The organism is Cryobacterium suzukii (assembly GCF_004403185.1).
GTDB lineage: Bacteria > Actinomycetota > Actinomycetes > Actinomycetales > Microbacteriaceae > Cryobacterium > Cryobacterium suzukii.
In genome coordinates, this window is the sequence record NZ_SOHJ01000008.1 from 1 (window position 1) to 24,278 (window position 24,278).

Annotated in this window: 22 protein-coding genes; 6 read left to right on the forward strand and 16 right to left on the reverse strand. The window is 64.9% G+C overall.

The window, feature by feature from the left end; all coding sequences use genetic code 11:
* Nucleotides 1-394: 394 nt before the first annotated feature.
* The 8 genes from era to hrcA form a co-directional block, all read right to left on the reverse strand.
* Nucleotides 395-1,312 carry a GTPase Era gene (gene era / locus E3T39_RS07935; RefSeq protein WP_134514196.1) on the reverse strand — a complete coding sequence of 306 codons (918 nt, stop codon included), beginning with the start codon at nucleotides 1,310-1,312 and terminating at the stop codon, nucleotides 395-397.
* Complete coding sequence (locus E3T39_RS07940) at nucleotides 1,309-2,646, reverse strand: hemolysin family protein (RefSeq protein WP_174845107.1); 1,338 nt, start codon at nucleotides 2,644-2,646, stop codon at nucleotides 1,309-1,311. The genes era and E3T39_RS07940 overlap by 4 nt, the downstream gene beginning before the upstream one ends.
* The gene (ybeY, locus tag E3T39_RS07945) at nucleotides 2,646-3,110 is read right to left on the reverse strand and encodes an rRNA maturation RNase YbeY (protein ID WP_134514198.1); all 465 of its coding nucleotides are present in this window, start codon (nucleotides 3,108-3,110) and stop codon (nucleotides 2,646-2,648) included. The genes E3T39_RS07940 and ybeY overlap by 1 nt, the downstream gene beginning before the upstream one ends.
* Nucleotides 3,107-4,201 carry a PhoH family protein gene (locus E3T39_RS07950; protein WP_420898152.1) on the reverse strand — a complete coding sequence of 365 codons (1,095 nt, stop codon included), beginning with the start codon at nucleotides 4,199-4,201 and terminating at the stop codon, nucleotides 3,107-3,109. The genes ybeY and E3T39_RS07950 overlap by 4 nt, the downstream gene beginning before the upstream one ends.
* On the reverse strand, nucleotides 4,188-4,565 hold the full coding sequence (locus E3T39_RS07955; protein ID WP_134514200.1) for an HIT domain-containing protein: 378 nt from the start codon (nucleotides 4,563-4,565) through the stop codon (nucleotides 4,188-4,190). Before E3T39_RS07955 ends, E3T39_RS07950 begins: the two co-directional genes overlap by 14 nt.
* A gap of 35 nt (nucleotides 4,566-4,600) precedes the next feature.
* On the reverse strand, nucleotides 4,601-5,341 hold the full coding sequence (locus tag E3T39_RS07960) for a 16S rRNA (uracil(1498)-N(3))-methyltransferase (protein ID WP_134514202.1): 741 nt from the start codon (nucleotides 5,339-5,341) through the stop codon (nucleotides 4,601-4,603).
* A 1-nt stretch (nucleotide 5,342) separates the two neighbouring features.
* On the reverse strand, nucleotides 5,343-6,449 hold the full coding sequence (dnaJ, locus tag E3T39_RS07965) for a molecular chaperone DnaJ (protein WP_134514204.1): 1,107 nt from the start codon (nucleotides 6,447-6,449) through the stop codon (nucleotides 5,343-5,345).
* A gap of 67 nt (nucleotides 6,450-6,516) precedes the next feature.
* Complete coding sequence (gene hrcA / locus E3T39_RS07970; protein ID WP_134514206.1) at nucleotides 6,517-7,536, reverse strand: heat-inducible transcriptional repressor HrcA; 1,020 nt, start codon at nucleotides 7,534-7,536, stop codon at nucleotides 6,517-6,519.
* A gap of 229 nt (nucleotides 7,537-7,765) precedes the next feature.
* Here hrcA and E3T39_RS07975 point away from each other — a divergent pair, with 229 nt between their 5' ends.
* Nucleotides 7,766-8,251, forward strand: a complete 486-nt coding sequence (locus tag E3T39_RS07975; protein ID WP_134514208.1) for a DUF4870 domain-containing protein — start codon at nucleotides 7,766-7,768, stop codon at nucleotides 8,249-8,251.
* A 135-nt stretch (nucleotides 8,252-8,386) separates the two neighbouring features.
* Nucleotides 8,387-8,794: a DUF4870 domain-containing protein gene (locus E3T39_RS07980; protein WP_241979595.1), complete on the forward strand. Its 408-nt coding sequence runs from the start codon at nucleotides 8,387-8,389 to the stop codon at nucleotides 8,792-8,794.
* Here E3T39_RS07980 and hemW read toward each other — a convergent pair.
* The 4 genes from hemW to E3T39_RS08000 form a co-directional block, all read right to left on the reverse strand.
* Entirely contained in the window at nucleotides 8,791-10,014 is a 1,224-nt protein-coding gene (gene hemW / locus E3T39_RS07985) for a radical SAM family heme chaperone HemW (protein ID WP_134514210.1), read from the reverse strand. The two genes, E3T39_RS07980 and hemW, sit on opposite strands and share 4 nt — an antisense overlap.
* Nucleotides 10,015-10,049: 35 nt before the next feature.
* On the reverse strand, nucleotides 10,050-10,700 hold the full coding sequence (locus E3T39_RS07990) for a DUF1990 family protein (RefSeq protein ID WP_134514212.1): 651 nt from the start codon (nucleotides 10,698-10,700) through the stop codon (nucleotides 10,050-10,052).
* A gap of 5 nt (nucleotides 10,701-10,705) precedes the next feature.
* A complete protein-coding gene (gene lepA / locus E3T39_RS07995) occupies nucleotides 10,706-12,556 on the reverse strand; it encodes a translation elongation factor 4 (RefSeq protein ID WP_104191847.1) in 1,851 nt (616 codons plus the stop codon).
* Nucleotides 12,557-12,628: 72 nt separating this feature from the next.
* Nucleotides 12,629-13,852 carry an amidohydrolase gene (locus E3T39_RS08000; protein WP_134514213.1) on the reverse strand — a complete coding sequence of 408 codons (1,224 nt, stop codon included), beginning with the start codon at nucleotides 13,850-13,852 and terminating at the stop codon, nucleotides 12,629-12,631.
* A 164-nt stretch (nucleotides 13,853-14,016) separates the two neighbouring features.
* Between E3T39_RS08000 and E3T39_RS08005 the strand changes: the two genes are divergently transcribed.
* The 4 genes from E3T39_RS08005 (at nucleotide 14,017) to E3T39_RS08020 (ending at nucleotide 17,163) form a co-directional block, all read left to right on the forward strand.
* Complete coding sequence (locus E3T39_RS08005; RefSeq protein ID WP_134514215.1) at nucleotides 14,017-14,745, forward strand: alpha/beta fold hydrolase; 729 nt, start codon at nucleotides 14,017-14,019, stop codon at nucleotides 14,743-14,745.
* A 68-nt stretch (nucleotides 14,746-14,813) separates the two neighbouring features.
* Nucleotides 14,814-15,842 carry a S66 family peptidase gene (locus tag E3T39_RS08010; protein WP_134514217.1) on the forward strand — a complete coding sequence of 343 codons (1,029 nt, stop codon included), beginning with the start codon at nucleotides 14,814-14,816 and terminating at the stop codon, nucleotides 15,840-15,842.
* 261 nt (nucleotides 15,843-16,103) lie between these two features.
* Nucleotides 16,104-16,367, forward strand: a complete 264-nt coding sequence (rpsT, locus tag E3T39_RS08015) for a 30S ribosomal protein S20 (protein WP_092339797.1) — start codon at nucleotides 16,104-16,106, stop codon at nucleotides 16,365-16,367.
* A 169-nt stretch (nucleotides 16,368-16,536) separates the two neighbouring features.
* On the forward strand, nucleotides 16,537-17,163 hold the full coding sequence (locus E3T39_RS08020) for a hypothetical protein (RefSeq protein ID WP_134514219.1): 627 nt from the start codon (nucleotides 16,537-16,539) through the stop codon (nucleotides 17,161-17,163).
* A 29-nt stretch (nucleotides 17,164-17,192) separates the two neighbouring features.
* Here the strand turns inward: E3T39_RS08020 and holA are convergent, their stop codons facing one another.
* From holA to leuS, 4 genes are all read right to left on the reverse strand, one after another.
* Nucleotides 17,193-18,248, reverse strand: a complete 1,056-nt coding sequence (holA, locus tag E3T39_RS08025; RefSeq protein ID WP_134514221.1) for a DNA polymerase III subunit delta — start codon at nucleotides 18,246-18,248, stop codon at nucleotides 17,193-17,195.
* Nucleotides 18,249-18,286: 38 nt separating this feature from the next.
* Nucleotides 18,287-20,785 (reverse strand): ComEC/Rec2 family competence protein, encoded by a 2,499-nt coding sequence (locus E3T39_RS08030; RefSeq protein WP_134514223.1) that lies wholly within the window; start codon nucleotides 20,783-20,785, stop codon nucleotides 18,287-18,289.
* The gene (locus E3T39_RS08035) at nucleotides 20,782-21,492 is read right to left on the reverse strand and encodes a helix-hairpin-helix domain-containing protein (RefSeq protein WP_134514225.1); all 711 of its coding nucleotides are present in this window, start codon (nucleotides 21,490-21,492) and stop codon (nucleotides 20,782-20,784) included. Before E3T39_RS08035 ends, E3T39_RS08030 begins: the two co-directional genes overlap by 4 nt.
* Nucleotides 21,493-21,622: 130 nt before the next feature.
* On the reverse strand, nucleotides 21,623-24,223 hold the full coding sequence (gene leuS / locus E3T39_RS08040) for a leucine--tRNA ligase (protein ID WP_134514227.1): 2,601 nt from the start codon (nucleotides 24,221-24,223) through the stop codon (nucleotides 21,623-21,625).
* Between the last annotated feature and the right edge of the window lie 55 nt (nucleotides 24,224-24,278).

The following is a 24,278-nucleotide window of genomic DNA, read 5'->3' on the forward strand; positions in this document are numbered from 1 at the left end:
CTACTACCGACCACCCCGCTAGCTGAAATCGCACACAGCGGCGCATCACGAGACGGCAAGCTCGACCAGCGAGATGAAGACGACCCGAAACCGGGAAACCCGCACGACGCTTACCAAAACTAAAAGCTCGCCCGCGCGAGAAAGCTGTAGCTGGCACCCCAGAAACTCAGCGCGCACCTGCACGGGCCGCTCCTGGTCTGCAGCGCAGCCGCGGCGAGTCACGAGATGGTGATCTCGACACGTTTAACAACGGCGTGCGGACGACCCGAGACGGGGTCACCCGCACGACGATTTTTGAACCGTGGAATCAGATTTGCACGGCAGTACGGCAGTACGGGCGAGCTGGCGAGCTGGCGGTTTTCCGGGCGGATATCGGAGGCGCCAGACCGGCGCGTTAGAAGCCGAGACGCCCGAGCTGCTTCGGGTCGCGCTGCCATTCCTTCGCGATCTTTACCCGCAGCGAGAGAAAGACTCGCTTGCCGACGAGCGGTTCGATCTGCTTGCGGGCGCGGGTGCCGACATCCTTCAACCGGCTGCCGGACTTGCCGATGATGATGCCCTTTTGACTGTCCCGTTCGACGAACAGATTGGCATAGATTTCGACCAGTTCCTGGTCGTCGCGCTCGATGATGTCATCGATGGTGACGGCTATGGAGTGCGGCAGTTCGTCGGTGACGCCCTCGAGGGCGGCCTCGCGAATGAACTCCGAGATGCGCGATTCGAGGGTCTCGTCCGTGACGGCGTCGGCCGGGTACAGCGGGGCATCCGCGTGCGGCAGCAGGCGCAGCAGTTCCGTCGCGAGAGTGTCCAGCTGGATGCGGCTGGTCGAGGAGATCGGCACGATCGCCTCCCAGTCCCGCAACTGTGAAACAGCCAGCAACTGGTTGGCAACGTTGGTTTTAGAGGACGCATCAATCTTGGTGACGATGGCGACCTTTTTTGCGCGGGGGAAGGCATCCAGTTGCTCGTTGATGAACTTGTCGCCCGGGCCGATCGGCTCGTTGGCCGGGATGCAGAGGCCGATCACGTCGACGCCGGCCAGAGTCGCGGTGACGAGGCTGTTGAGTCGCTCACCGAGGAGGGTGCGCGGACGGTGGATGCCGGGGGTGTCCACCAGGATGAGCTGGCCGTTCTTCTGGTGCACGATACCGCGAATGGCGCGGCGGGTGGTTTGCGGCTTCGACGAGGTGATTGCAACTTTCTCACCCACCAGTGCGTTCGTCAGGGTGGACTTGCCCACGTTGGGCCGTCCCACGAACGAGACGAATCCCGCTCGATAATCGGCGGGGAGTGCCTCGGTTGCTCCGGTCATGACCGTTCTCCTTCATCATCTGACACTGTTCTTGGGGTACTCGTCGGTACCGTGAGGAATGCTGTTTGCGCATCGATCAGAGCCGCGTCGCGTTCCACCAGCACGGTGCTGATGCGCTTGCGGCGGCCCTCGGTGCGCTCGGCGGTGAGGTTGAGCCCGCTGACCGAGGCAACCGACCCGGCGACGGGAAGCCGCCCGAGGGCCTTGGCCAGCAGGCCACCCACCGAGTCGACGTCGTCATCGTCGAGTTCGAGATCGAACAGCTCACCCAGTTCATCGACCGGAAGTCGCGCACTCACCCGAAAATGCCCGCCGCCGAGGTCTTCGACCTCGACCACGTCACGGTCATATTCGTCGGAAATGTCACCGACGAGCTCCTCGATCAGGTCTTCCAGGGTGAGTAGTCCGGCGATTCCGCCGTACTCATCGACGACCATGGCCAGGTGGTTGGACTCCAACTGCATCTGTCGCAGCATGTCGTCGGCCTTCTTCGACTCCGGCACAAACACGGCCGGCCTGGCCAGGTCGGCCACGGTGAGCTGAAGGGCGTTGATCGGCCGCTCGAAAACCAGTCGGGCCACATCACGCAGGTAGAGGATGCCGGCAACGTCGTCGACCTCACCGTCCAACACGGGCAGGCGCGAGGTGCCGCTGCTCAGGAACAGGCCCATGGCCGCGTCGATACTGGCGTCGGCGTCGATGGTGATCATGTCGGTGCGCGGAATCATCACCTCGCGTACGACCGTCTCACTGAACTCGAAGATGGAGTGAATGAGCTCGCGGTCGTCTTCCTCGATCACATCAAGTTCTGTGGCCTCGTCCACCATGCTGAGCAGCTGGTCTTCGGAGGTGAATGTCGCCAGCTTGGTGCGACCGGGAGTGACCCGGTTGCCGAGGGCGACGAGTGCGTTCGCGATGGGTCCGAGCAGAACGCGTCCGACGTGCACGAGCAGCGCGGTCGCGGCCAGCAAGCCGACCGGGTGGGCCCGTCCGACGCTGCGCGGGCTGGCACCGACGAGCACAAACGACACCGAGGTCATGATGAGCGCCGACAGCAGCAAAGCGAGCCAGACGGCCTCGATCGTGGTCGCGAAGACCAGGGTGACCAAGACGGCGGCCGTGGTCTCGGCGGTGATGCGAATGAAATTGATCGCATTCAGGTGCGCGCCGGTATCGTCGGCGATGGCCTGCAACGACCGTTTGGCGCGATGATTCGCCACCATGTTTGCGATGTCGGCCCGGGACTGAGTCATGATCGCGGCGTCGACGGCGGCCATCAATCCGGCAAAAACGACCAGGACCACGGCCGCGTAAATGAACCAGACGATGTGCATCAGGGGCGTTGTCGTTCCTGCATGGCGAAACCGATGAGGATATCGCGCTGAATACCAAACATCTCCTTCTCCTCGTCCGGTTCCGCGTGATCAAAGCCGAGCAGGTGCAGCACGCCGTGGGTGGTGAGCAGCAGCAGCTCATCGAGGGTGCTGTGACCCGCGGTCTCTGCCTGCTCCTTGGCAACCTGCGGGCAGAGCACGATGTCGCCCAGCAGACCCGGCGGGGTCTCCTGCTCCTCTGTACCGGGGCGCAGTTCGTCCATGGGAAAGCTCAGCACGTCGGTGGGGCCGGGTTCATCCATCCACTGCACGTGCAGCTGTTCCATGGCACCCTCATCGACGAGCACGATGGCGAGCTCGGCGTCGGCGTGTACGTGCATGGTGTCGAGCGCGAAGGCAGCGAGACGCAAAATGGCAGCCTCATCGACCGGGATAGCCGACTCGTTGTTAATTTCGATGCTCAACTGGAACTCCGTTTCGGGTTGCGGCCCGAAGCGCTCGTGCGCTGGGGGCCACGGGTGGCAAATTCTCGGGCTTCAGCACTCTCCTGGCGAAGGGCCTGCCTCTGCGCGTCGTATTCGGTGTAGGCATCGACGATGCGCCCAACAAGCGAGTGCCGCACGACATCGGCACTGGTCAAATAAGCAAAGTGGATGTCGTCGATCCCGTCGAGCACGCGCGTGACCAGTTTCAGGCCACTCGTGCCCGCCGGCAGGTCGATCTGGGTGACGTCTCCGGTGATGACCATCTTCGAGCCGAATCCCAGGCGGGTCAGGAACATCTTCATCTGCTCCGGCGTGGTGTTCTGGGCTTCGTCGAGCACGACAAAGCTCGCATTGAGGGTGCGCCCGCGCATGTAGGCCAGCGGTGCCACCTCGATCGTGCCAGCAGCGAGCAATTTAGGAATGAGCTCTGGGTCAAGCATCTCGCCGAGCGCATCGTAGAGCGGGCGCAGGTACGGGTCGATCTTGTCGGTGAGGGTGCCAGGCAGAAAACCAAGCCGTTCCCCAGCCTCAACGGCCGGGCGGGTCAGGATTATGCGCTCGACCTCTTTGTTCTGCAGCGCCCGCACCGCTTTCGCCATGGCGAGGTAGGTCTTGCCGGTTCCGGCCGGGCCGATGCCGAACACGATCGTGTTGTCATCAATCGCGTCGACATAGTCCTTCTGCCCGATCGACTTGGCCCGAATGCTCTTGTTCCGCGCCGTGAGAATGGGGGCACCGAGTTGGGCGGATGGACTCACGGAGCTGTCTGCGGCGAGCATCCGCGCTGAGGTGGCAACTTCGGTCTCGCCGAGATCGTGGCCAGTGCGCAGAGCCAGTTGCAGTTCCTCGATCAGCAGGCGCACTGCCGCCACCTCGGCGACCGAGCCGCCGAGGGTGACGTCATTGCCGCGCACGTGCACGTCAACCCTGGGGTAGGCAGCCTCGATGGTGCTCAGGTAGCGATCTTCGGGACCGAGCAGGCGCACCATGGCGACGCCGTCGACGGTGAAGCGCAATTTGGTGTTAGCGCTCGCGTCGGATCTGGCGTTGTGGGGCTCAGAGGGCGCCAAGCGAGTCCTCCCCCAGCGAGTCGGTCGATTCCTGACTGCCCAGCACGTGGGCGTGCACGTGGAAGACAGTCTGGCCAGCGGCCGCCCCGGTGTTGAAGACGAGGCGGAATTGCCCGTTGGTTCGTTCGTCAGCGATGCGCTCGGCTACCGCGACGAGTTCGGCCAGGAGGGCGGGGTTGCCTGCGGCCAGTTCGACCACGTTCTGGTACTGCGGGTCTTTGGTGGTGACGACGACGTGCACCGGGGCTTTCGGGGCAATGTCAAGAAACGCGATGATGTGTTCGGTCTCGGCGACGATCGTCGCCGGAATCTCACGCGCGATGATGCGGCTGAAAATGGTCGGTTCAAAACCGGAAGAAGACATACCTCTATCTTAAGCGGCGCTACCAGCGGCACGCGCTACCAACGACCCAGGGTCGCATTGAGGATTGCGAGGGCGGCGGGACCGGCGGTCGACGTGCGCAGCACGGTGTCACCGAGGCGTACCTGGGTCGCGCCGGCTTGTTCCAGAAGTAGCAGTTCGGCCGGGGAGATTCCGCCCTCTGGCCCGACGACGAGCAGAATGTCGCGGTCGTCGGTGGGCGCGGCCACCTCGGTGAGGCGACCGCTCGCGGTCGGGTCGAGCAGCAGCATCCGTGTGGTGGCGGCGAGCACGGCCAGTTGTTTGGTGCTGGCGAGCGGGGCAACCTCTGGCAGCCAGGCCCGAATGGACTGTTTGCTGGCCTCACGCACGATGCTGGTCCAGCGTTCGTGGCCCTTGGCTATCTTCTGGCCCTCCCACTTGGTGATGGAACGGGCTGCGGCCCAGGGAATGACGCCATCGACGCCGAGTTCGGTGGCAGCCTGAATGGCCAGTTCATCGCGATCACCCTTGGCGAGGGCCTGCACCAAACGGATGCGCGGCGTCGCCGCCGCGGTCTCGCTCGCGTCATCGACGCGCAGGGTCAACACCATGGCCTCCGCCGTCAGCACCGTTCCCTGCAGCAGCAACCCGGCTCCATTGCCAACGCGGAGCCGGTCTCCGGGACGAACCCGGCTGACCGTGACCGCGTGCCGCGCCTCAGCGCCATCAACAGAAACGACCGCCCCCGGACGACACTGCGCCGCCCGGAGCGTTTCCTGCAGATAAAAATGTGCCACGTCAGCCGAGGAACCGGTCGCGCAGCTTCGCGAACAAGCCCTGCTGGTACTGGCTCAGGGTGGGCGCAGGCGCTGCATAACGGGCAGCGAACTGCTCGATCAGGTCGCGTTCCTTGTGGTCGAGCTTGGTCGGCGTAAGCACGTGGATGCCGATCTTCAAATCACCTCGGCCACTGCCGCGCAGCTTGGTGATGCCACGGTCCTTAATCGTGAGCACCTCTGAGCTTTGCGAACCAGGCCGAATCTCGACTTCGATGTCACCGTCGAGAGCCTTCACTGTGACGTTAGTGCCAAGAATTGCACTCGTCATCGACACGTCGAGCGAACACATGAGGTCGTCGCCGTCGCGACTGAACACGTCGTGGTGGCGCACCTTCATCTCGAGGTAGAGGTCGCCATTCGGGCCTGAGGCCGGACCGGCCTCTCCGCTGCCGGGCATCTGCAGGCGCAGGCCGGTGTCGACTCCGGCCGGAATGTCTACCGGAACCGTACGTCGGGCGCGCACGCGGCCCTGACCGGAGCAGGTCATGCACGGCGTTGCGATGATAGTGCCGTAGCCGCGGCAGGTGCCGCACGGGCTCGATGTCATCACGTTGCCGAGCAGGGACCGAACGGCGCGCTGGATGCTGCCGGTACCGTGGCAGATATCACAGGTGATCGGTGATGTTCCGGGGGCGCAGCAGGAGCCCTTGCAGGTGTCGCACACGATCGCGGTATCGACCTCGAGATCGCGGTGCGTGCCGAAGATGACCTCATCGAGGTCGAGTTCAACCCGGATGAGGGCGTCCTGGCCGCGTTCGCGGCGGGATCGCGGGCCACGGCTGCTGCCTCCTCCCCCGCCGAAGAAGGTCTCGAAGATGTCGCCGAAGTTGCCGAAGTTCTGCCCGTCGAAGCCGCCATTCTGACCGCCACCCTGATCGTATTTCTGACGTTGTTTCGCGTCGCTCAGCACGTCGTAGGCGTGGGTGATGCTCTTAAACCGTTCCGACGCTTCAGCGCCAGGATTGACGTCGGGGTGCAGTTCACGGGCGAGGCGGCGGTAGGCCTTTTTAATTTGGTCGGTGGTTGCGTCGCGGTCAACGCCAAGCGCTTCGTAGTGGTCAGCCAAAGGTGGCTCTCCTTGAGTTGTGATGGTTGTTCGAAATAATGATGAAGCCGCCGGGGCGGCAACAGCCTTAGGTCTCGCCGAGCAGGCGGGAGAGGTAGCGAGCGACGGCACGCACCGCCGCCATGTTGTTGGAGTAATCCATGCGCGTTGGACCGAGCACGCCCAGGCGGGCAAGGTTGCCGCCTGCGGTATAGCCGCTGGTCAGCACACTCGCCTCTGGCAGGCCGAAAGCCGCATTCTCCCGGCCGATGCTCACCGAGACTCCGTGCTGGTCGGTCTCCATCTCGCCGAACAGGCGCAGCAGCACCACCTGCTCTTCGATGGCTTCGAGTACCGGGTAGATGCTGCCGGAGAAATCTTCCTCGGTGCGCACGAGGTTCGCTGCCCCCGCCATGACGAGTTTATCCTGGCGATTGGCGCCGATTTGGTCGGCGAGAGTGCTCGTGATGAGGTCGACGAGCGGTTGTAGAGTCGGCGCGCCTGGCCAGACGCTCGCGGTGAGGGCGGCACTGGCCTCGGCCATGCCGAGTCCAACGACAGCGACATTGAGTCGGGCGCGCACTTCGACGAGTGTCTGCTCATCCAGCGCACGCGGCAGGTCGATCACGCGCTGTTCCACCCCACCGGAATCTGTGATCAGCACCGACAGAATGCGGGTCTCGGTCAGCGGCACGAACTCGACGTGCCGCACCTTGGCGCGGGAAACAGAGGGATACTGCACGAGCGCGACCTGATGAGTGAGCTGGGAGAGCAGTCGCACACTGCGCACGAGCACCTCGTCAAGGTCAGCGGCGTGACCCAAAAAGGTTTCAATGGCTTGACGTTGCGCCGGAGTGAGTGGTCGCAGATCAGCGAGGTGGTCGACGAAAACTCGGTAGCCCTTATCGGTGGGGATACGCCCCGACGAGGTATGCGGCGCTGCGATCAGGTCTTCTTCTTCGAGGAGGGCCATGTCGTTACGAATAGTGGCGGCGGAAACACCGAAGGCGTGCCGATCAACGATGGATTTGGAGCCGACGGGTTCACGCGAGGCAACGTAGTCCTGCACGATGACGCGCAACACATCGAGGCCACGGTCGGAAACCATTGCGCCCGCCTTCCTGATTCGTGGGGTTCAGCTTCAGTTGAGCGGATGCCGCTTGCCGCGCGCTCCGGTAGGCACACTGGAAGGCAGGTTTGCCGGCACATCGTTGGCACTCGCATCCGCTGACTGCTAATCATATCGCGACTGCCTGAGCAGACCCATTGCCAGCGGCCCGAAGCGAGGGTTTAATTACCGTTATACCCGCCCAGCGCGTGCAGTGAAAGGGACGATCATGAGCGATCCGCAGTCACAACCTCCGAACGATCCGAACTATCGTGAACCGAACGTCGGGCAGCCCCAGTACGGCCAACCGGGCTACGGCCAACAGCCGGGTGGGAACCCCTACGGCGCCCCGCCCACGGCCGCCCCACTTTCAGAAGCCGACGATCGCCAGTGGGCCTCGCTCGCGCACCTCGGCGGAATCCTGAGCCTGCTGCCCTCCCTGATCATTTGGCTGGTGTTCAAGGAACGCGGGCGTTTCACCAACACCGAAGCAAAAGAGGCACTCAACTTTCAGATCACGCTCCTGATCGCGTACGTCGCCATCATCGTCGTCTCGACCTTCCTCGCCCTCGTCACGTTTGGGATCGGCGGAATTCTCGCGCTTCTGGGTTGGGTCGTCTGGCTGGCCGGGGTGATCTTTTCGATCCTGGGATTTGTGCAGGCCAAGGATGGCCGAAACTACCGTTACCCGTGGTCGATTCGCTTGATCAAGTAGCCGAGCGGTCAGTCCACCACAACGACGATTAGTCTGAAGGGACAGGCGTGGCCCGTACACGACTGTACGAGTGGCTCCGGTGAGTAAGCGCCGGAACCGCCCCGACCAGACCGATTTGCTCGAACAGGAGACCACATGTCCGAGAACGATCCGCGCACGAACCCGTATGAATCCACCCCACCGCAAAATCCCTATTCGCAGAATGTCCCCCAACAACCGATGAGCCCCGCCGACGAGAAAATGTGGGCGACTTTGATTCACATCGGCGGCATTCTGCTCGCTTTTCTACCCGGCCTCATCGGTTACATTGTGCTGCGGGATCGTGGTCCGTTCATTCGCGCGCACAGCGCGACGGCGTTGAACTTTCAGATCACCCTGACGATCGTCTACGTGGTGGCCACCGCGTTGACGGCCATCCTGATCGGCTACCTGATTTTGCCGGTGGCCTTCGTCCTCGGCATTATCTTTTCGATTCTGGCCGCGCTGGCGGCCAATCGCGGCCAAGGATACGCCTACCCGCTCACCATCAAATTCTTTAGCTAATCGCTGAGGCGCCGCACCACGGCGTCGGCCAGAAGCCGTCCGCGCAGGGTTAGTTCGATTGTCCCGGCGAGGGCGGCTTTGGCGTTGATGAGCTCATCGGCAATGAGTCCGGCGACCTCGATGCGACCCTCCGCCGACAGCGATGCGACCGGGATTCCGGTGCGGATCCGGCTCTGCAAGAGGATGCGTTCAAGCTCACGGGTGGGCGCGTCGAGCGTCTCGCGGCCAGCTGCCGGTGACAGGCCGCCGAGCATCCGTTCGGAATAGGCGGCCGGGTGCTTGACGTTCCACCAGCGCACACCACCGACGTGGCTGTGAGCGCCGGGGCCGACGCCCCACCAGTCCTGGCCGGTCCAGTAAGCGAGGTTGTGACGCGAACGGTGGGCGTCGCTCGTGGCCCAGTTGCTGACCTCATACCAGTCGTACCCGGCGGCGGCGAGAAGTTCGTCGGCCAGCTCGTAGAAGTCAGCCTGCTGGTCGTCGTCGGTCGGAGCAACCTCGCCGCGGCGAATCTGCCGGGCCAGCTTGGTGCCGTCTTCAACGATGAGCGAATAGGCGCTGAGGTGATCCGGCTGCAGGCTGAGCGCCTGTTCGAGACTCGTGCGCCAGTCGGCCAGGGACTCCCCCGGCGTGCCGTAGATCAGGTCGAGACTCACGTCGAGCCCGGCGGCGCGGGCCCACTCCACGACGAGCGGCACCCGCTCAGGGTCGTGGGTGCGTTCAAGCGTCGCGAGCACGTGCGGCACCGCGGACTGCATGCCGAACGACACGCGGGTGAAGCCGGCATCGGCGAGGGCACCGAGGTAGGCGGCATCAACCGAGTCTGGGTTGGCCTCGGTGGTGACCTCTGCGCCGTGCTGCAGGCCCCACTGGTCACGCACGGCGCTGAGCATCTTCACGAGGTCGGTCACCGGCAACAGTGTTGGCGTGCCTCCCCCGAAGAACACCGTGGCGACTTCGCGGGCCGGCACGCCCGACGCGGTAAGGATGCGGCCGGCGGCCTCCACCTCGAGCACGGCTTGGCTGGCGTAATCGCTCTGTTTAACGCCGCGCAGTTCGGTCGCGGTGTAGGTATTGAAGTCGCAATAGCCGCAGCGCACCCGGCAGAACGGCACGTGCAGGTACACGCCGAAATCGCGTTCGGCCGCACTGACGGCCGCTGACGAGGGAAGGAGTCCGTCGTCGGGCGCGGCGTCGCCGACGGGGTGGGGTCCGGCCATGGGTAGTGCTCCAGTACGTTTCTATTTGATGCGCGTTATTTGATCGCGCCGACGGGGTGCAGGGCCCGCAGGTACAGCTTGGTGAATTTCGTCTGCTGAAAGCGCAGCACCGGCCAGGCCAGGCGGTAGTACCAGGTGCTGGCCCGCGAGAAGGAGCGGATGGTCAGCCAGACCGAGTCGTCGTCCCGGTGTTCGACGATGAAGGATTCCTCGCCGCTCTCGGGGTGACCGGCCATAGTTCCGTAGGCGAACCCGATGCGGGCGGCCTCGTCGATGACGTAGACCACGCGCACCGGCGCTGTCACCGCGAAGAGCCAGACCTTCATTTTCAACGTCGCGGTCATACCGTTGGCGATATACGGGGTGCCGTCATCGTCGAAGGTCGCTTCGTTCACCGGATGCTGCTGGCTGGCAGCCGGCGTACCGTCGGGTTGAAAAGTCACCGGGGTGTACTGCACGCCGGTGCCGTTTTCAAGATCGGTCACCTCCATGCCGCTGCCGCGCTGGATTCCCCACGTCATCAGCAGCTTCGTCGCCGCCTCAAAGCGTTCCTGTGAACTGCCCAGCCTGACGCTCTGTTCCATCGGGCGGTACCCCTTGGGCGGATAGCTCATCAGGTCGGGCGCCAGCGTGCCGCCGATGGCAGCGTAGCTGACGGCGGCGTCGGTGAAAGTGGATCTGCGCATCCGCTTTACTTCTTGTCTTTCGTCTCGATGTCCCCCGACAGCGCCGCGATGAACGCTTCCTGGGGAACTTCGACCCGGCCAACCATCTTCATGCGCTTCTTTCCCTCTTTCTGCTTCTCCAGCAGTTTGCGCTTGCGCGAGATGTCACCGCCGTAGCACTTGGCGAGCACGTCTTTACGCATCGCCGAAATGCTCTCGCGGGCGATGATGTGCGCGCCGATCGCGGCCTGGATGGGCACCTCGAACTGCTGGCGCGGAATCAGTTTGCGCAGGCGACCGGTCATCAGAGCGCCGTAGGCATAGGCCTTGTCGCGGTGCACGATGGCGGAAAACGCGTCGACCTGCTCGCCCTGCAGCAGGATGTCGACCTTGACCAGGTCGGCTTCCTGCTCGCCGGAGGGCTCGTAGTCGAGCGAGGCATAGCCGGCGGTGCGGCCCTTGAGCATGTCGAAGAAGTCGAACACGATCTCGCCGAGCGGCATCGTGTAGCGAATCTCGACGCGGTCTTCGCCGAGGTACTCCATGCCAAGGAGTGTGCCGCGGCGGCTCTGGCAGAGCTCCATGATGACGCCGACGTAGTCTTTTGGCGCGAGGATGGCGGCCTTGACCATGGGTTCGAGCACCTTGGCGATTTTTCCGGTGGGGTATTCGCTCGGGTTGGTCACCGTGATGGTGCGTTTGTCGTCGGTGGTGACCTCGTATGGCACGCTGGGCGCCGTCGTGATGAGGTCGATGTTGAATTCGCGTTCGAGGCGTTCGGTGATGATCTCGAGGTGGAGCAGGCCAAGAAAGCCACAGCGAAAGCCAAAACCGAGAGCGACGGATGTCTCCGGCTCGTACCCGAGACTGGCGTCAGACAGCTTGAGCTTGTCGAGCGCTTCGCGCAGCGCCGGGTAGTCGCTGCCGTCGATCGGGTACAGCCCGGAAAACACCATGGGCTGCGGTTCGTTGTAGCCGGGCAGCGCGTCGGTCGCCGGGCGCAGGGCGGTCGTGATGGTGTCGCCGACCTTGGACTGTCGCACGTCCTTCACGCCGGTGATCAGGTAGCCGACCTCGCCGACCTTGAGCCCCTTGCTCTCGATCGGTTCGGGCGAGATGACGCCGATCTCGAGGATCTCGTGGGTCGCCTTGGTCGACATCATCTGGATTTTCTCGTGGGCCTTCAAGTGCCCATCGATCATGCGCACGTAGGTAACGACGCCGCGGTAGCTGTCGTAGACCGAGTCGAAGATCATGGCCCGGGCGGCGGCATCCGGGTTGCCCTGAGGCGCGGGAATCATCGTCGTGGCGAGGTCGAGCAGTTCCTGGACCCCGGCGCCGGTCTTGCCGGAGACGCGCAGCACGTCTTCGGGGCGACCCCCAATGAGGCTCGCCAATTCGCGGGCGTACTTGTCGGGGTCGGCCGCCGGCAGGTCGATCTTGTTGAGCACCGGGATGATCGTGAGGTCGTTCTCGAGGGCGAGGTAGAGGTTGGCGAGGGTCTGGGCTTCGATGCCCTGGGCCGCGTCGACCAGCAAAATGGCGCCCTCGCAGGCGGCGAGGCTGCGGGAGACCTCGTAGGTGAAGTCGACGTGGCCGGGGGTGTCGATCATGTTCAGCGCGTAGGTGACGCCGTCCAGCTCCCACGGCATCCGCACGGCCTGGCTCTTGATGGTGATGCCGCGTTCGCGCTCGATGTCCATGCGGTCCAGGTACTGGGCCCGCATGGAACGCTCGTCGACGACGCCGGTGATCTGCAGCATCCGGTCGGCGAGCGTCGACTTGCCATGGTCGATGTGGGCGATGATGCAAAAGTTGCGGATGAACTCGGGGGCAGTAGCGGCCGGTTCCAGCGCGTGAAGGGCTCGGGGTGACATAGTTCGTCCATTCTTCCATGCTCCGCCGGGTTGTACCGTCTACGCGAGTTGCAGAGCGCTGTCCGACTCTGGTCAGGCGCGGTGGGCGCGCTCCACGACCCGGCCGAAGCCGTCACTGTGGCGGTAGACCTCGACGCCGTCGATGAGTACGATTTCGGCGCGCGACCCGAGGTCGAGTGGGTCACCCGACCAGATCACGATGTCGGCATCGAGGCCAACGGTGAGGGACCCGACCCGGGAGTCGAGGCCGAGGATCACAGCCGGGTTGACGGTGAGGGCCTCGAGCGCCGTCTGCACCGGCAGCCCCTCCTTCACAGCCAGGGAGGCCTGGTGCACAAGAAAATTCACCGGTACGACGGGATGGTCGGTCGTGATGGCGACGCGCACCCCCGCGGCGGCGAGCACGGCCAGGTTGCCGATGTCGCGGTCGCGCAGTTCGACCTTGGTGCGTGCGGTGAGCATCGGACCGAAGATGACCGGAATGTTCTTCTCGGCGAGCACATCGGCGATCTTGTGGCCTTCTGTGCCGTGGTTGATCACGAGACGATAGCCGAATTCTTCGGCCAAGCGGATGGCCGTGGCAATGTCGTCGTGGCGGTGCACGTGCTGGTCCCAGGCCAGTTCGCCGGAGAGCACCCTGGCCAGGGCTTCCTTGCCGAGGTCGCGGGTGAAAGCGTCGCCCTTCTCGGCGGCGGCATCACGCGCCTCGACGTAGTTCTGCGCGTCGACGAAGGCCTGGCGGATAACCAGGCTGACGCCGAGGCGCGTGCTCGGGGTTTGCGACTTGTCCCCATAGACCCGTTTCGGGTTCTCGCCGAGGGCACTCTTGATGCTCACCGATTCGCTGATCACCTGTTCGTCGATGGTGCGGCCGCCCCAGCTCTTGATCGCAACCGACTGGCCGCCGATCGGATTGCCGGAGCCGGGCTTGACCACGATCGTGGTGACTCCGCCGGAGAGCGCGTCGCGAAAGCCCTCATCGTCAATGTTGATGGCGTCGATGGCTCGAACCGCGGCCATGTTTGGACCGGTCATTTCGTTGGTGTCGTTGCCGGCCCATCCGTTTGCCTCTTCGTGGATGCCCACGTGCCCGTGCGCCTCGATGAAACCGGGAAGCACCCACTTGCCGCTCGCATCGATGACCTCTGCGCCACTGGGAACACTCAGATCGGCACCGATGGCGCGGATGCGACCGTTCTCGATCAGCACAGTGCCGTTCGGGATGGTATCGCCCAGAACCGGAACGACGCGGGCGTTGATGATGGCGGTCAAAGTGGGCGTGGGCGCAGTTGTCATGGCTTCAGCCTAGGCATGTTGCGCAGCAACGGGGTGGACCGCGCGCTTTTACGGTCGCCAGCGCGCTGCGGGCTGGGCCAACCATCCAGCTGATCAGGGGGATTTGCCGCAGCCAGAGGCAGACGCCAAGCTGACTGGACCTGCGGCTGGCTAGGCTCACGGGTATGGCGACTTCCGAGGCCCCTGTGCCGGTTTTGCTCGTGCACGGCATCCGTGCCTCGGCCACGATGTGGCGTTATCAGGAGCAAACGCTCCGAGCGGCCGGCTACCCGGTGCTCGCGATCGATCTGCCCGGCCACGGGCAGCGGATGAATGAGCCGTTCACGGTGCCGGCCGCGCTCGCCGCCATCGACGACGGGGTGGCAGAGCTCGGCGGCCGGGTGCTGCTCGTTGGCCTCTCACTCGGCGGCTATTACGCCGTCGCCTACGCCGCCGAACATCCCGATCGGGTGGCCGGGCTGGTCGCCGCCGGGTGTAGCGCCGTACCGCTGGGTGTATTGCTCGAGGGATATCGGTTGCTGGCCCGGATCATTCATCGACTGCCCGATCGAGGCTTGTGGCTGCACGAGAACATGGCGCGTCTCCTGTTGCCCGCCGCCGGCGCCCGCGATGTGCTCGCGGGCGGCGCAGCGCTCGACGTGATGGATTCCGGGCTGCAGGCGACTTCGACGCTGACTCCCCTGGCCAGCCTCGCCGCGTATCCCGGACCGGTCTGGCTGGTCAACGGTGCGCTCGATCATTTTCGGCTGAACGAGCGGCGCTTTCTGGCTGCCTGCAGCTCCGGGGAGGTCGTCGTGGTGCCACGGGCGACGCACCTGTCGAGCCTCGCCCAACCGGAGCGCTTCACGGCCATACTGCTGCGGATTGCCGGGCTGGTGTCGCGCACGGCCTGAGGTCACGGCATCCGCGTGGCTGCGCAGCCGTATGGACGTGTGGGGCGTCGGCCTGCGACTATCGGACCATGGACATCCGCTACCCACGACCGCTCTGTGCCGGCGACCTGATCGGCGTCACCTCGCCCTCGAGCGGGGTGGCCGCGCTGCTCCGGCCGCGACTTGACTTCGCAATTCACAGCCTGGAGGATCGCGGGTTCCGGGTTGTGGTCGGGGAGTGCATGGACGGCGCGACCCACATCAGCGCGCCGGTGAAACAGCGCGCGGCCGAATTCATGGGGATGCTCCTCGACCCGCAGGTGCGTGCCATCGTGCCGCCGTGGGGCGGTGAGACGGCGATCGATCTCATCGCGCACCTGGATTTCAACGCCATCGCCGCCGTTGATCCGACCTGGATCGTCGGCTATTCCGACATTTCCACGCTGCTCACGCCCATCACGCTCCTCAGCGGAATGGCCACCATTCACGGCAGCAACCTCATGGATACGCCATACACGACGCCAGCGTCGCTCATGCATTGGCTGCAGATCGCCAGCCACCCCGCTGGCGCGTCCTTTCGTCAGTCGTCACCGGATGTGCACCGCCTGAACGACCGGGACGACTGGTCGGCCCACCCCGACGTCACCGAGCACGCCTGGAACGGCCACGGTCGGTGGGTGCGTCTGGACGATGGCACGGGGCCGGTCGACGTCACGGGGCGATTGATCGGTGGCTGCATTGAGACGCTGGCCTATCTCGCCGGGACCCGCTATGCCGACACCAGCCGCCTGCGCGGTGAAACGGATGCCGCCACCCTCGTCTACCTGGAGGCCGCCGGTGACGAGGCGACCGCCATCTGCCGCGCTCTGCACGGGATGCGTCTGGCCGGCTTCTTCGACGGCGCTGCCGCCGTGCTTGTTGGTCGCACGGCAGCCAAGGACTCCCCCACGCTCACGCAGTCCGAGGCCGTGCTGGACGCCCTGGGTGAGCTCGGCGTGCCCATCATCGGAAACGTCGAGTGCGGGCATGTCCCGCCGCAACTTCCAATCGTCAACGGGGCGATCGGCCGCCTGGTCTGCACGGACTCCGACCAGTATCTGCAGCAGACCCTGCTGTAGCTCGTCGCGAAGCCCTTTTCACGTCGCGCGGGAGCTACGCCAGTGCGCGGGAGGCGGAACTCGCGCGCAGCGCCGCAGCTCCCGCGCGACGTGATCTGCTGGCCGGTATCTGCTCGGCGCGGTTTGAGGTTGGGGCAATTACTGGTAGCGTTAGTGGTTGGCTTGCGTGTTGGGTCCCACCCCGCACGATTTTCGCCGTTCGAGCGCCCTCTACCCGCTGAACGGCTGTCCGTACTAGAACCTAACGAAAGCGTAAAAAACGTGGCAAATATCAAGTCGCAGATCAAGCGAATTGGCACCAACAAGAAGGCCCAGGAGCGCAACAAGGCCGTCAAGAGCGAGTTCAAGTCCGCGATTCGCGCGACTCGTACCGCAATTGCTGCTGGCGACAAGGACAAGGCCGTCGTCGGTCTCGCCTTTGCTTCCAAGAAGCTCGACAAGGCCGTCAGCAAGGGTGTCATTCACCAGAACCAGGCTGCGAACAAGAAGTCGGCCATCGCGAAGGCCGTTTCCGCACTCGTCTAGTCAACACCAGCACGTGAGGTGATTATCTCGGCTCTCAGCGAGCGGATGCCGCCCCTCGTCGCACAGAAACCCCCGCCACTTCGGCGGGGGTTTTCTTGTTGTTGACGGCCTGCCCGGCACGAAGCGGTAGTCGGCCTGGCTGGGCCAGCGGCCCCACTAGACTGACGCCGTGAAGAGCACCCCGCCGACCAGTGTCAGTACCGCCGAAAACGCCCCGCATCAGCGTGCGCACGCTCGTTTTGTCGCCGCGTTGCTCGGCGCCGCAGCCGTGGCCGTCGCGGTGTGGCTGGCTGTCAACACGAACGATGCCGTGTCGGGCAGTCCGCGTAACCAGCTGCTCATCGGGCTGGCCTCGATCATGCTTCTAATCATTGGAATCATGTTCTACCTCGGTGCCGCCTCGGCGGTAGAGCACGACCCCGGGGACCTCGAACCTGCACGGTCTGCGCGCATTGCTCGCCGCATCCGCTCGCGCTCGAGGCTCGGTGCGGTATTCGCGGTCGCCGCCCTGCTGACCGTCGTCGGGCTCGGAACACTACGCATTCTGGTGCCGCCCGCCGAACGGCCGGTGTCGGTGCAGTTCACCGAAATTACCGGGCGAGTGCAACTCGAATACTGCCCGAGCCTGCCGTCATCGTTTGAAGCCCTGGCTAAGCAGACCGATCTGGCCAGTTCGTCGACTCTGCTGCCGGTCTGGGTTGCCAGCCGGGTTTGCGGCAATCCGAGTTTTCAGCACGGAGTGTGGCTCTACCTGAACCGCTCGAGCATCACGGTCGCGGACGCCGGCAACCGCTGAGGTCTGGCGCGACGATGCACCGGCAACCGCTACTGCTCGCCGCGACGCGAGATAATGCCGATCAGGCGTTCCAGCGCGAAAACCGGGTCGCGCCCGGCGCCCTTCACCGCGGCATCCGTTTCGGCCAGCGCGAGGATACAGCGGGCAAGGCCCTCGTCGCTCCAGCCGCGTAGGTCTTTTTGCGCGCGTTCGACCTGCCACGGTGCCAGTCCGAATTGTGCGCCGAGCTGCGCTGAACCACCACGGGCACCGAACACCTTGGCCATGGTGCGAATCTTCATGGCGAACGCCGCGACGATGGGCACCGGATCGGCCCCCGAAGACAGAGCGTGGCGCAGCGTCACCAAAGCCTCACCGTTGCGGCCAGCGATGGCCCAGTCGGCTACTTTAAACGCGTTCGTTTCGACCCGACCACCGTAGTAACGATCGACCGTGGTTTCGGTGACCTCGCTCGTCGCGTCAGAGATGAGCTGCTGGCAGGCCGCGGAGAGTTCGGCCAGGTCGTCAGAGAACGCGGCCACTAGCTGGCGCAGGGCGCTGACCGTGACCCGTTTGCCGGCGGCTTTAAACTCGTTCGACGCAAACTCGTATTTCTCGGTGTCTTTCTTGAGTTCGGTGCAGACGATTTCGATCGCGCCGCCGAGACCGCCGCGGATGGTGTCGAGTAGCTTCTTGCCGCGCACTCCCCCGCCGTGCCGCAGCACGACATACGTGTCGTCGGCCGGGTTCTGCAGGTAGTCCAGCGCCTCAGCCAGAAAGGTGTCGCTGCATTTTTCAACGTTGCTGACTCGAATCAGGCGTGGCTCGCCGAACAACGAGGGACTCGCGAGGGTGAGTAGCTCACCGGGCGCGTAGCTGTCCGCCTGCACATCGCTGATTTCAAGGCTCGGGTCTTCACGCTTGAGAAAATCGCGCAGCTGGCGAATGGCCCGCTCGGCGAGAAATGTTTCGGTGCCGGAGACGAGCACGATCGGGGCGGGACGCACCTCATGCCAGCCCAACTGGGGAATCACGGTGCCCTTAGTCGGTCGGGTGGGGGCTGCCTTGCCGGCCCGGGAGCCGGTCGTGGCGGGTCGTGCGGCCAATGCGATCTCCCTGGGTTTGGTGCGGGTATAAAACCAGCCTATCCCGCACCGCTGACGACCCGAGCAGCCGTGTCGGGAGCCGCTCCGACCGGAGCAGCCGCGGCAGGCAGAGCAACCGAAACCGCGGCCGGCGTTCCGGTCGGTGACACTGGCGGAGCTCGGGCGGCGACCTTCTCCGTCCAGAGTACGAGAGTGCCGTCGGCTCCCGGCGCCACGACCGACATCCCCTCCCGATCTGTGCACACCGACACGGTGCCGACCGACGCGAGAATATTGAGCAGCTTGTCGGTGGGGTGACCGTAGGTGTTCTTCAGCCCGACCGAGATTAATCCGACGCGAGCACGAAGTTCCGCGTACAACTCCGGGCTCTGGTCGGCCGAACCGTGATGGGCGACCTTCACGACGTCGACCCGCCCCGGCGGTGACACGCGACGCAGGGCATCCTGTGCCTCTTGCCCCAGGTCGCCGAGGAAAATAGAACGGATGCCGCGCCCGTCGAACGTGATGATGATACTTCCCGGGTTGCCAACCTGCATGGTCGTCGCTCCACGAACCGGCCAGTGGATGTTCCAGTGCAGGCCGCCCAGTGTGCCGGAATCGCCGCGCGCGGCCTGCCGCACGGTTGCCCCGCCCGTGGTGAGGCGCGCGTGCAGGCTCTCATCCTGGGCATTCTCGGGCACGCCGACGAGGGCCGTGTCGACCCGGCCGATGACGGCGTCGACCCCGCCGATGTGGTCGAGGTCGTAGTGGGTGAGCACGAGGAGATTGATGCGGGTTATGCCCAGGATATTGAGACAGGTACTCAACAGCTTGGGGTCTGGTCCAACGTCAACGAGACCGTAGGCGTCGCCGTCACGCACGACCACGGCGTCGCCCTGGCCAATGTCACACGCCGCTATCTGCCAGTTCGGCGGAAAGGAAACCACCCGGCCGATTCCGGTGCCGATCAGCGACCCGGCGTAGCCGCCCAGCCCGACCAAAAGCACGGCGAGCACTGCCGCCGGCCAGCGCGCGCGTCGGGCGCCCGGTCCGCGCAGAGCGACGACGAGGGTGAGCACGGTCCCGACGGCGAGCAGCAGCACCCCCCAGGCGCCGCCCAGCCAGGGCAGCCGGTTACCCGGCAGGGTCGAAACCGCTTGCGCGACGGCGGCAATCCAGGCCGAGGGAATCCACGCCAGTGCGAGCAGCCCAGACGCCACCCCTGGCAGCACCGGCAAGGTCAGGCACGCGACCAGCCCGACCACTGTCGCCACGGGCGCGGCCGGGCCAGCCAGAATATTTGCCGGAACCCCATAGAGCGGCAGGCTCGGACTGAGCAGAATTAATACCGGTTGGCAGGCCAGCTGGGCCGCGAGCGGAATGGCGATGATGGCGGCGAGGGCGGGCGGCATCCACTGACTGAGCACCCGGCTCAGCGGACCGGCGATCACGAGTAGTCCGGCAGTCGCGAGTACCGAGAGCGCAAACCCATAATTGCGAGCCAGCCACGGATCGCTCACCAGCAGCCCAATCACAACGAAAAGCAGGGTTGGCACGCCCCGTCCCGGTCGTCCGGCCCCGATCGAGGCGAGGGTCAGCGTGGCCATGACTGCCGAGCGCAGCACGCTCGGCTCCGGTGTGACCAAAATGGTGAAGCCGAGCAACGTCAGTAACGAGAGCGCGATGCGCCAGGAGCGGCGCATCCTGAGATAACCGCCGAGCAGCATGATCGATGCAATGACGATCGCGCAATTGGCGCCGGACACCGCCGTCAGGTGGCTGAGTGAGCTGGTCTTCATCGCGGCATCAAGCGTGGGGCTGACGGCGCTCGTGTCGCCGATGGCCAGGCCCGGCAGCAGGTCTCCGCCGTCGCCGGCGAGGCTCGTCGCGGCCGCCCGGAACCCGGCTCGCAGCTCGTTGGCCCACTGCAACCACCACGGGGGTGCCGCGACACGACGCGCTGTCTCGGTAGTGAATAACAGGGCGACCGTGGCATCACCGGGCTCAGTCATGCGCAGCGTGCCGCGCACTTCAAGGATTGACCCGATCTCAGGTTCGGTTCCGCCCCTGGCTGCTTCGGCGAACACGACGACCGGGCTTGAGACGTGCGCCGTCTTGCCGCGGCTGTCGATCTGGGTCAGGGTGGCCTTGTACCGCACCCGTCCCGACGGTCCGCTGCCGATGAATGCTTTGGCCGCAACCGGCACCGACCAGATAGTGAGTGTGGCGGTGACCGGCGCGTGCGACCCGGCGGCGTCGCGCACCTCCGGCGGCAGCCGAACCGGCGACCACACGCCGACGGCGGTGGCCACGAGCGCCGCGCCGGCGCAGCAGAGCACCACGCTGGCGCACGCTGTCTGCCAGCGCGTGGACTTCGGCGCTGTCGGCCACTGGATGCGACGCGGCATTCGGCTGATCAGCACTATGCCGATACAGCCGCCCGCCACCAGCCACAGCGTCACAGCAACGGCGACGGCCCCGTCGGGCGCGGCGATCAGCAGGCCGGCGGTCAGCCAGACAGCAAGTGCCGGCAACGCAAGCCGAAGATCGAGGTTCATACCGTAATGAAGTCTTTGAGAGCCTCGAAGGTTTTGTCGCCGATCCCCGCGACGTCACGCAGCCCGTCGATGCTCGTAAACCGGCCGTTCTTCGTGCGGTAGTCCATGATGCGCTGGGCCATGGTCGGGCCGATCCGAGGCAGAGAGTCCAGGTCGGCCACCGTTGCCGTGTTGAGGTTCACCTTGGGCGCTTTCGCGTTGGCTCCTCCCGAGCCGCCGACCGCTGAGGGGAGCTCCGGTGGCACCTCGCCCTGTCGGGGAACATAGAACTGCTCGCCATCACTGAGAACGCGCGCCAGGTTCACGCCCGCAGGATCGGCCTCCGCTGTTCTACCACCGGCAGCAGCGATCGCATCCATGACTCGGTCGCCATCGTGCAGCTGAAACAGGCCGGGACGGGCCACAGCTCCCAGAACGTGCACAAAGATGATGACGCCGGCGTCCGTCGCTGTCGCCTGGCCGGGCGCGGCACCCGCTCCTGCGTCGAACGGTTCAACTGTCGCGCTGCTGCCCGAGGAGATCGACACCGCTTTGGACCCGACCGTGCGCTGCCCGGCCTGCTGGCCGAAGGCGGACACGATGGCGGCGGCGACGAGGGCAAGCAGCAGAAGCACGACCGCCGCTCCGACGCCGACGCGCATTCGGGGACGACCCCGAGCTGCGGGAGCGAGGCGCTCCAGATCGAGGGGGGAACGGTCGGGCTGCATGCTGGCAGGCTAGGCCGCGCGGAGCATCCGCTTGCCGCCGGTCGACCGATCTGTGCACAGCCGAGCGGGAAGCAGGGCTGTGGAGAAGGCCCCGACCGATCACTCACGATCGATCGGGGCGTTCACTTCGTTACGGTCGTGTGACGAACGAAACGAGCTTGGGCACGCGAACAATTACCTTGATGATCTCGCGATCACCGATCGAACGGATGACCGCAGCGGCGTCCCGCGCCATCTTCTCCAGGTCTTCGCTGGAGATTTTCGGCGAAACTTCGAGCAGGGTACGCATTTTCCCGTCGACCTGCACGACCGCCGTCACCGACTCCTGCACGAGCAGCGTCTGTTCGGCCTTACGCCACGGCACGAGAGCGATGCACGGCTCATAGCCGAGGTGCTCCCACATATCTTCGGCGGAGTAGGGCGCGAACAGGTTCAGCGCCATGGCGGTGGCCTCGGCGGCTTCACGCACTGCGGCATCCCCCGGGCCGGCACCGGTGTCGATGACCTTACGGGTGGCGTTGACGAGCTCCATCAGGCGTGCCACGACGACATTGAACTTGAACGACTCCACCAGGCCGGGCGCATCCGCGAGGAACCGGTGGGTGACACGGCGCAGGGTAACGTCGCCGGTCTTCCACTCCACATCGGGCGCGCTGGTTACGTCGCGCGCGACGCGCCAGGCGCGGGCGAGGAACTTGGCCGAGCCGACCGGGGACACGTCGGCCCAGTCAATGTCGTCTTCGGGCGGGCCAGCGAAGGCCATTGTGAGGCGTACGGCATCGACACCGTGGCGTTCGATTTCCTCGGTGAAGTAGACGAGGTTGCCGCGACTCTTACTCATCTTGGCACCGTCGAGAATGACCATGCCCTGGTTGAGCAGCGCGGTGAAGGGCTCGGTGAAGCTCACATAGCCTTCGTCGAACAGAAACTTCGTGATGAAGCGCGCGTAGAGCAGGTGCAGGATGGCGTGCTCGACACCGCCGACGTACTGGTCGACTGGCGCCCACTTCTCGGCCTCCTTCGGGTCGAAGGCCTTGGTGTCATCACTCGGGTTCAAGAACCGCAGAAAGTACCAGGAGCTGTCGACGAAGGTATCGAGAGTGTCGGCGTCGCGTCTCGCCGGAGTGCCGTCAATCGGATTCGGCACATTGACCCAGTCGGTCGCTCCGCCCAGCGGCGAAGTTCCCCGCGGCTTCAGATCGAGGCCCTCTGCGGGCGGCAGCAACACCGGCAGCTGGTCTTCGGGAACCGGGATCTCGGTGCCGTCGGCGCCGTGGATGATCGGGATTGGAGCACCCCAGTAACGCTGGCGTGAGACGAGCCAGTCGCGCAGGCGATAGTTCTTCGCGGAGCGGCCGAGTCCGTCGGCGGCCAGTTGCTCAATGACGCGCTTGATCGCGGTGATCTTGCTCAGGCCATTGAGGGGGCCCGAATTAATCAGGCGGCCCTCGCCAGCCAGCGCGACGCCGGTGCTGAGCGGGTCGAGCTCAGGCAGCTCTTCTGTACCGTCGAGCATGCCCTGGGTGATCACCGGGATCATGCCGGTGGCTGGGGAGTTGGTATCGACGACGACCCGCACTGGCAGGTCGAAGGCGCGGGCGAAGTCGAGGTCGCGCTGGTCGTGGGCCGGCACGGCCATGATCGCGCCGGTGCCGTAGTCGGCGAGCACATAGTCGGCGGCCCAGATGGGCAGGCGTTCGCCGTTGACCGGGTTGATCGCGTAGCGACCGAGGAACACGCCGGTCTTGGGCCGATCGGTGGCCTGACGCTCGATCTCGGTGCTGCGTTGTACCTGCACGAGGTATTCCTGGAACGCCTCCTGCACCTCGGGCGTTGCCTCAGCGACGAGTTCGGCTGCGAGGTCAGAATCTGGCGCCACGACCATGAAGGTCGCGCCGAACAGAGTGTCGGGACGGGTCGTGAACACGGTTACGCGCTCCGTGCGACCCTCGACCTGGAAGTCGACATCCGCTCCGATGGAGCGCCCGATCCAGTTGCGCTGCATGTTGAGCACCTTGGCCGGCCAGGTGCCCTCAAGCTGGTTCAAGTCATCCAGCAGACGGTCGGCGTAGTCGGTGATCTTGAAGTACCACTGGGTGAGCTTCTTCTTCACGACGACAGCGCCGCTGCGGTCGCTTGTGCCGTCGGCCAGTACCTGCTCGTTGGCGAGCACGGTCTGGTCGATCGGGTCCCAGTTGACCCAGCTGTCCTTACGGTAGGCGAGCCCCTTCTTGTACAGCTGCAGAAACAGCCACTGGGTCCATTTGTAATATTCGGGGTCGCTCGTGTGCAGTTCGCGGTCCCAGTCAAAGCTGGTCGCGTAGAGCTTCATGCTCTTCTTCTGCTGGGCGATGTTGTCGTAGGTCCAGCCGCGCGGGTCGATGCCCCGCTTGATGGCGGCGTTTTCGGCTGGCAGCCCGAAGGAGTCCCAGCCGATCGGGTGCAGCACGTTGAAGCCCTGGTGGCGCCAGTAGCGGGCGACGACATCGCCGAGCGCGTACACCTCGGCATGGCCCATGTGCAGGTCGCCGGAGGGATAGGGGAACATGTCGAGCACGTACTTGCGGGGTCGGGTGTCACCCTCGGCGCTCGTCTTGAACGGAGCGAGCTCCTCCCAGATGGGTTGCCACTTCGCCTGGATCGCGGCGAAATCATAGACTTCTTCGTCGCTCTCGTCGCGCGCGTCAATGCGTACGCTTTCGTGCTCGTGTTCCACGTGACTCTCATTCATTGCAGGGGATATACATGATCGATGCGGGAGCAAACGCTCGGGCGCACGCGCGACG

Coding starts and splice junctions, on each gene's coding strand:
- E3T39_RS07955 (WP_134514200.1), bottom strand. CDS start 4,565: ATGTCTTCTTCCGGTTTTGAACCGACCATTTTCAGCCGCATCATCGCG.
- lepA (WP_104191847.1), bottom strand. CDS start 12,556: ATGTCACCCCGAGCCCTTCACGCGCTGGAACCGGCCGCTACTGCCCCC.
- E3T39_RS07990 (WP_134514212.1), bottom strand. CDS start 10,700: ATGCGCAGATCCACTTTCACCGACGCCGCCGTCAGCTACGCTGCCATC.
- hemW (WP_134514210.1), bottom strand. CDS start 10,014: ATGGCCGGACCCCACCCCGTCGGCGACGCCGCGCCCGACGACGGACTC.
- E3T39_RS08000 (WP_134514213.1), bottom strand. CDS start 13,852: ATGACAACTGCGCCCACGCCCACTTTGACCGCCATCATCAACGCCCGC.
- leuS (WP_134514227.1), bottom strand. CDS start 24,223: ATGAATGAGAGTCACGTGGAACACGAGCACGAAAGCGTACGCATTGAC.
- E3T39_RS08010 (WP_134514217.1), top strand. CDS start 14,814: ATGGACATCCGCTACCCACGACCGCTCTGTGCCGGCGACCTGATCGGC.
- era (WP_134514196.1), bottom strand. CDS start 1,312: ATGACCGGAGCAACCGAGGCACTCCCCGCCGATTATCGAGCGGGATTC.
- E3T39_RS08030 (WP_134514223.1), bottom strand. CDS start 20,785: ATGAACCTCGATCTTCGGCTTGCGTTGCCGGCACTTGCTGTCTGGCTG.
- E3T39_RS08005 (WP_134514215.1), top strand. CDS start 14,017: ATGGCGACTTCCGAGGCCCCTGTGCCGGTTTTGCTCGTGCACGGCATC.
- E3T39_RS07975 (WP_134514208.1), top strand. CDS start 7,766: ATGAGCGATCCGCAGTCACAACCTCCGAACGATCCGAACTATCGTGAA.
- E3T39_RS07980 (WP_241979595.1), top strand. CDS start 8,387: ATGTCCGAGAACGATCCGCGCACGAACCCGTATGAATCCACCCCACCG.
- hrcA (WP_134514206.1), bottom strand. CDS start 7,536: ATGGTTTCCGACCGTGGCCTCGATGTGTTGCGCGTCATCGTGCAGGAC.
- E3T39_RS07940 (WP_174845107.1), bottom strand. CDS start 2,646: ATGCACATCGTCTGGTTCATTTACGCGGCCGTGGTCCTGGTCGTTTTT.
- E3T39_RS08035 (WP_134514225.1), bottom strand. CDS start 21,492: ATGCAGCCCGACCGTTCCCCCCTCGATCTGGAGCGCCTCGCTCCCGCA.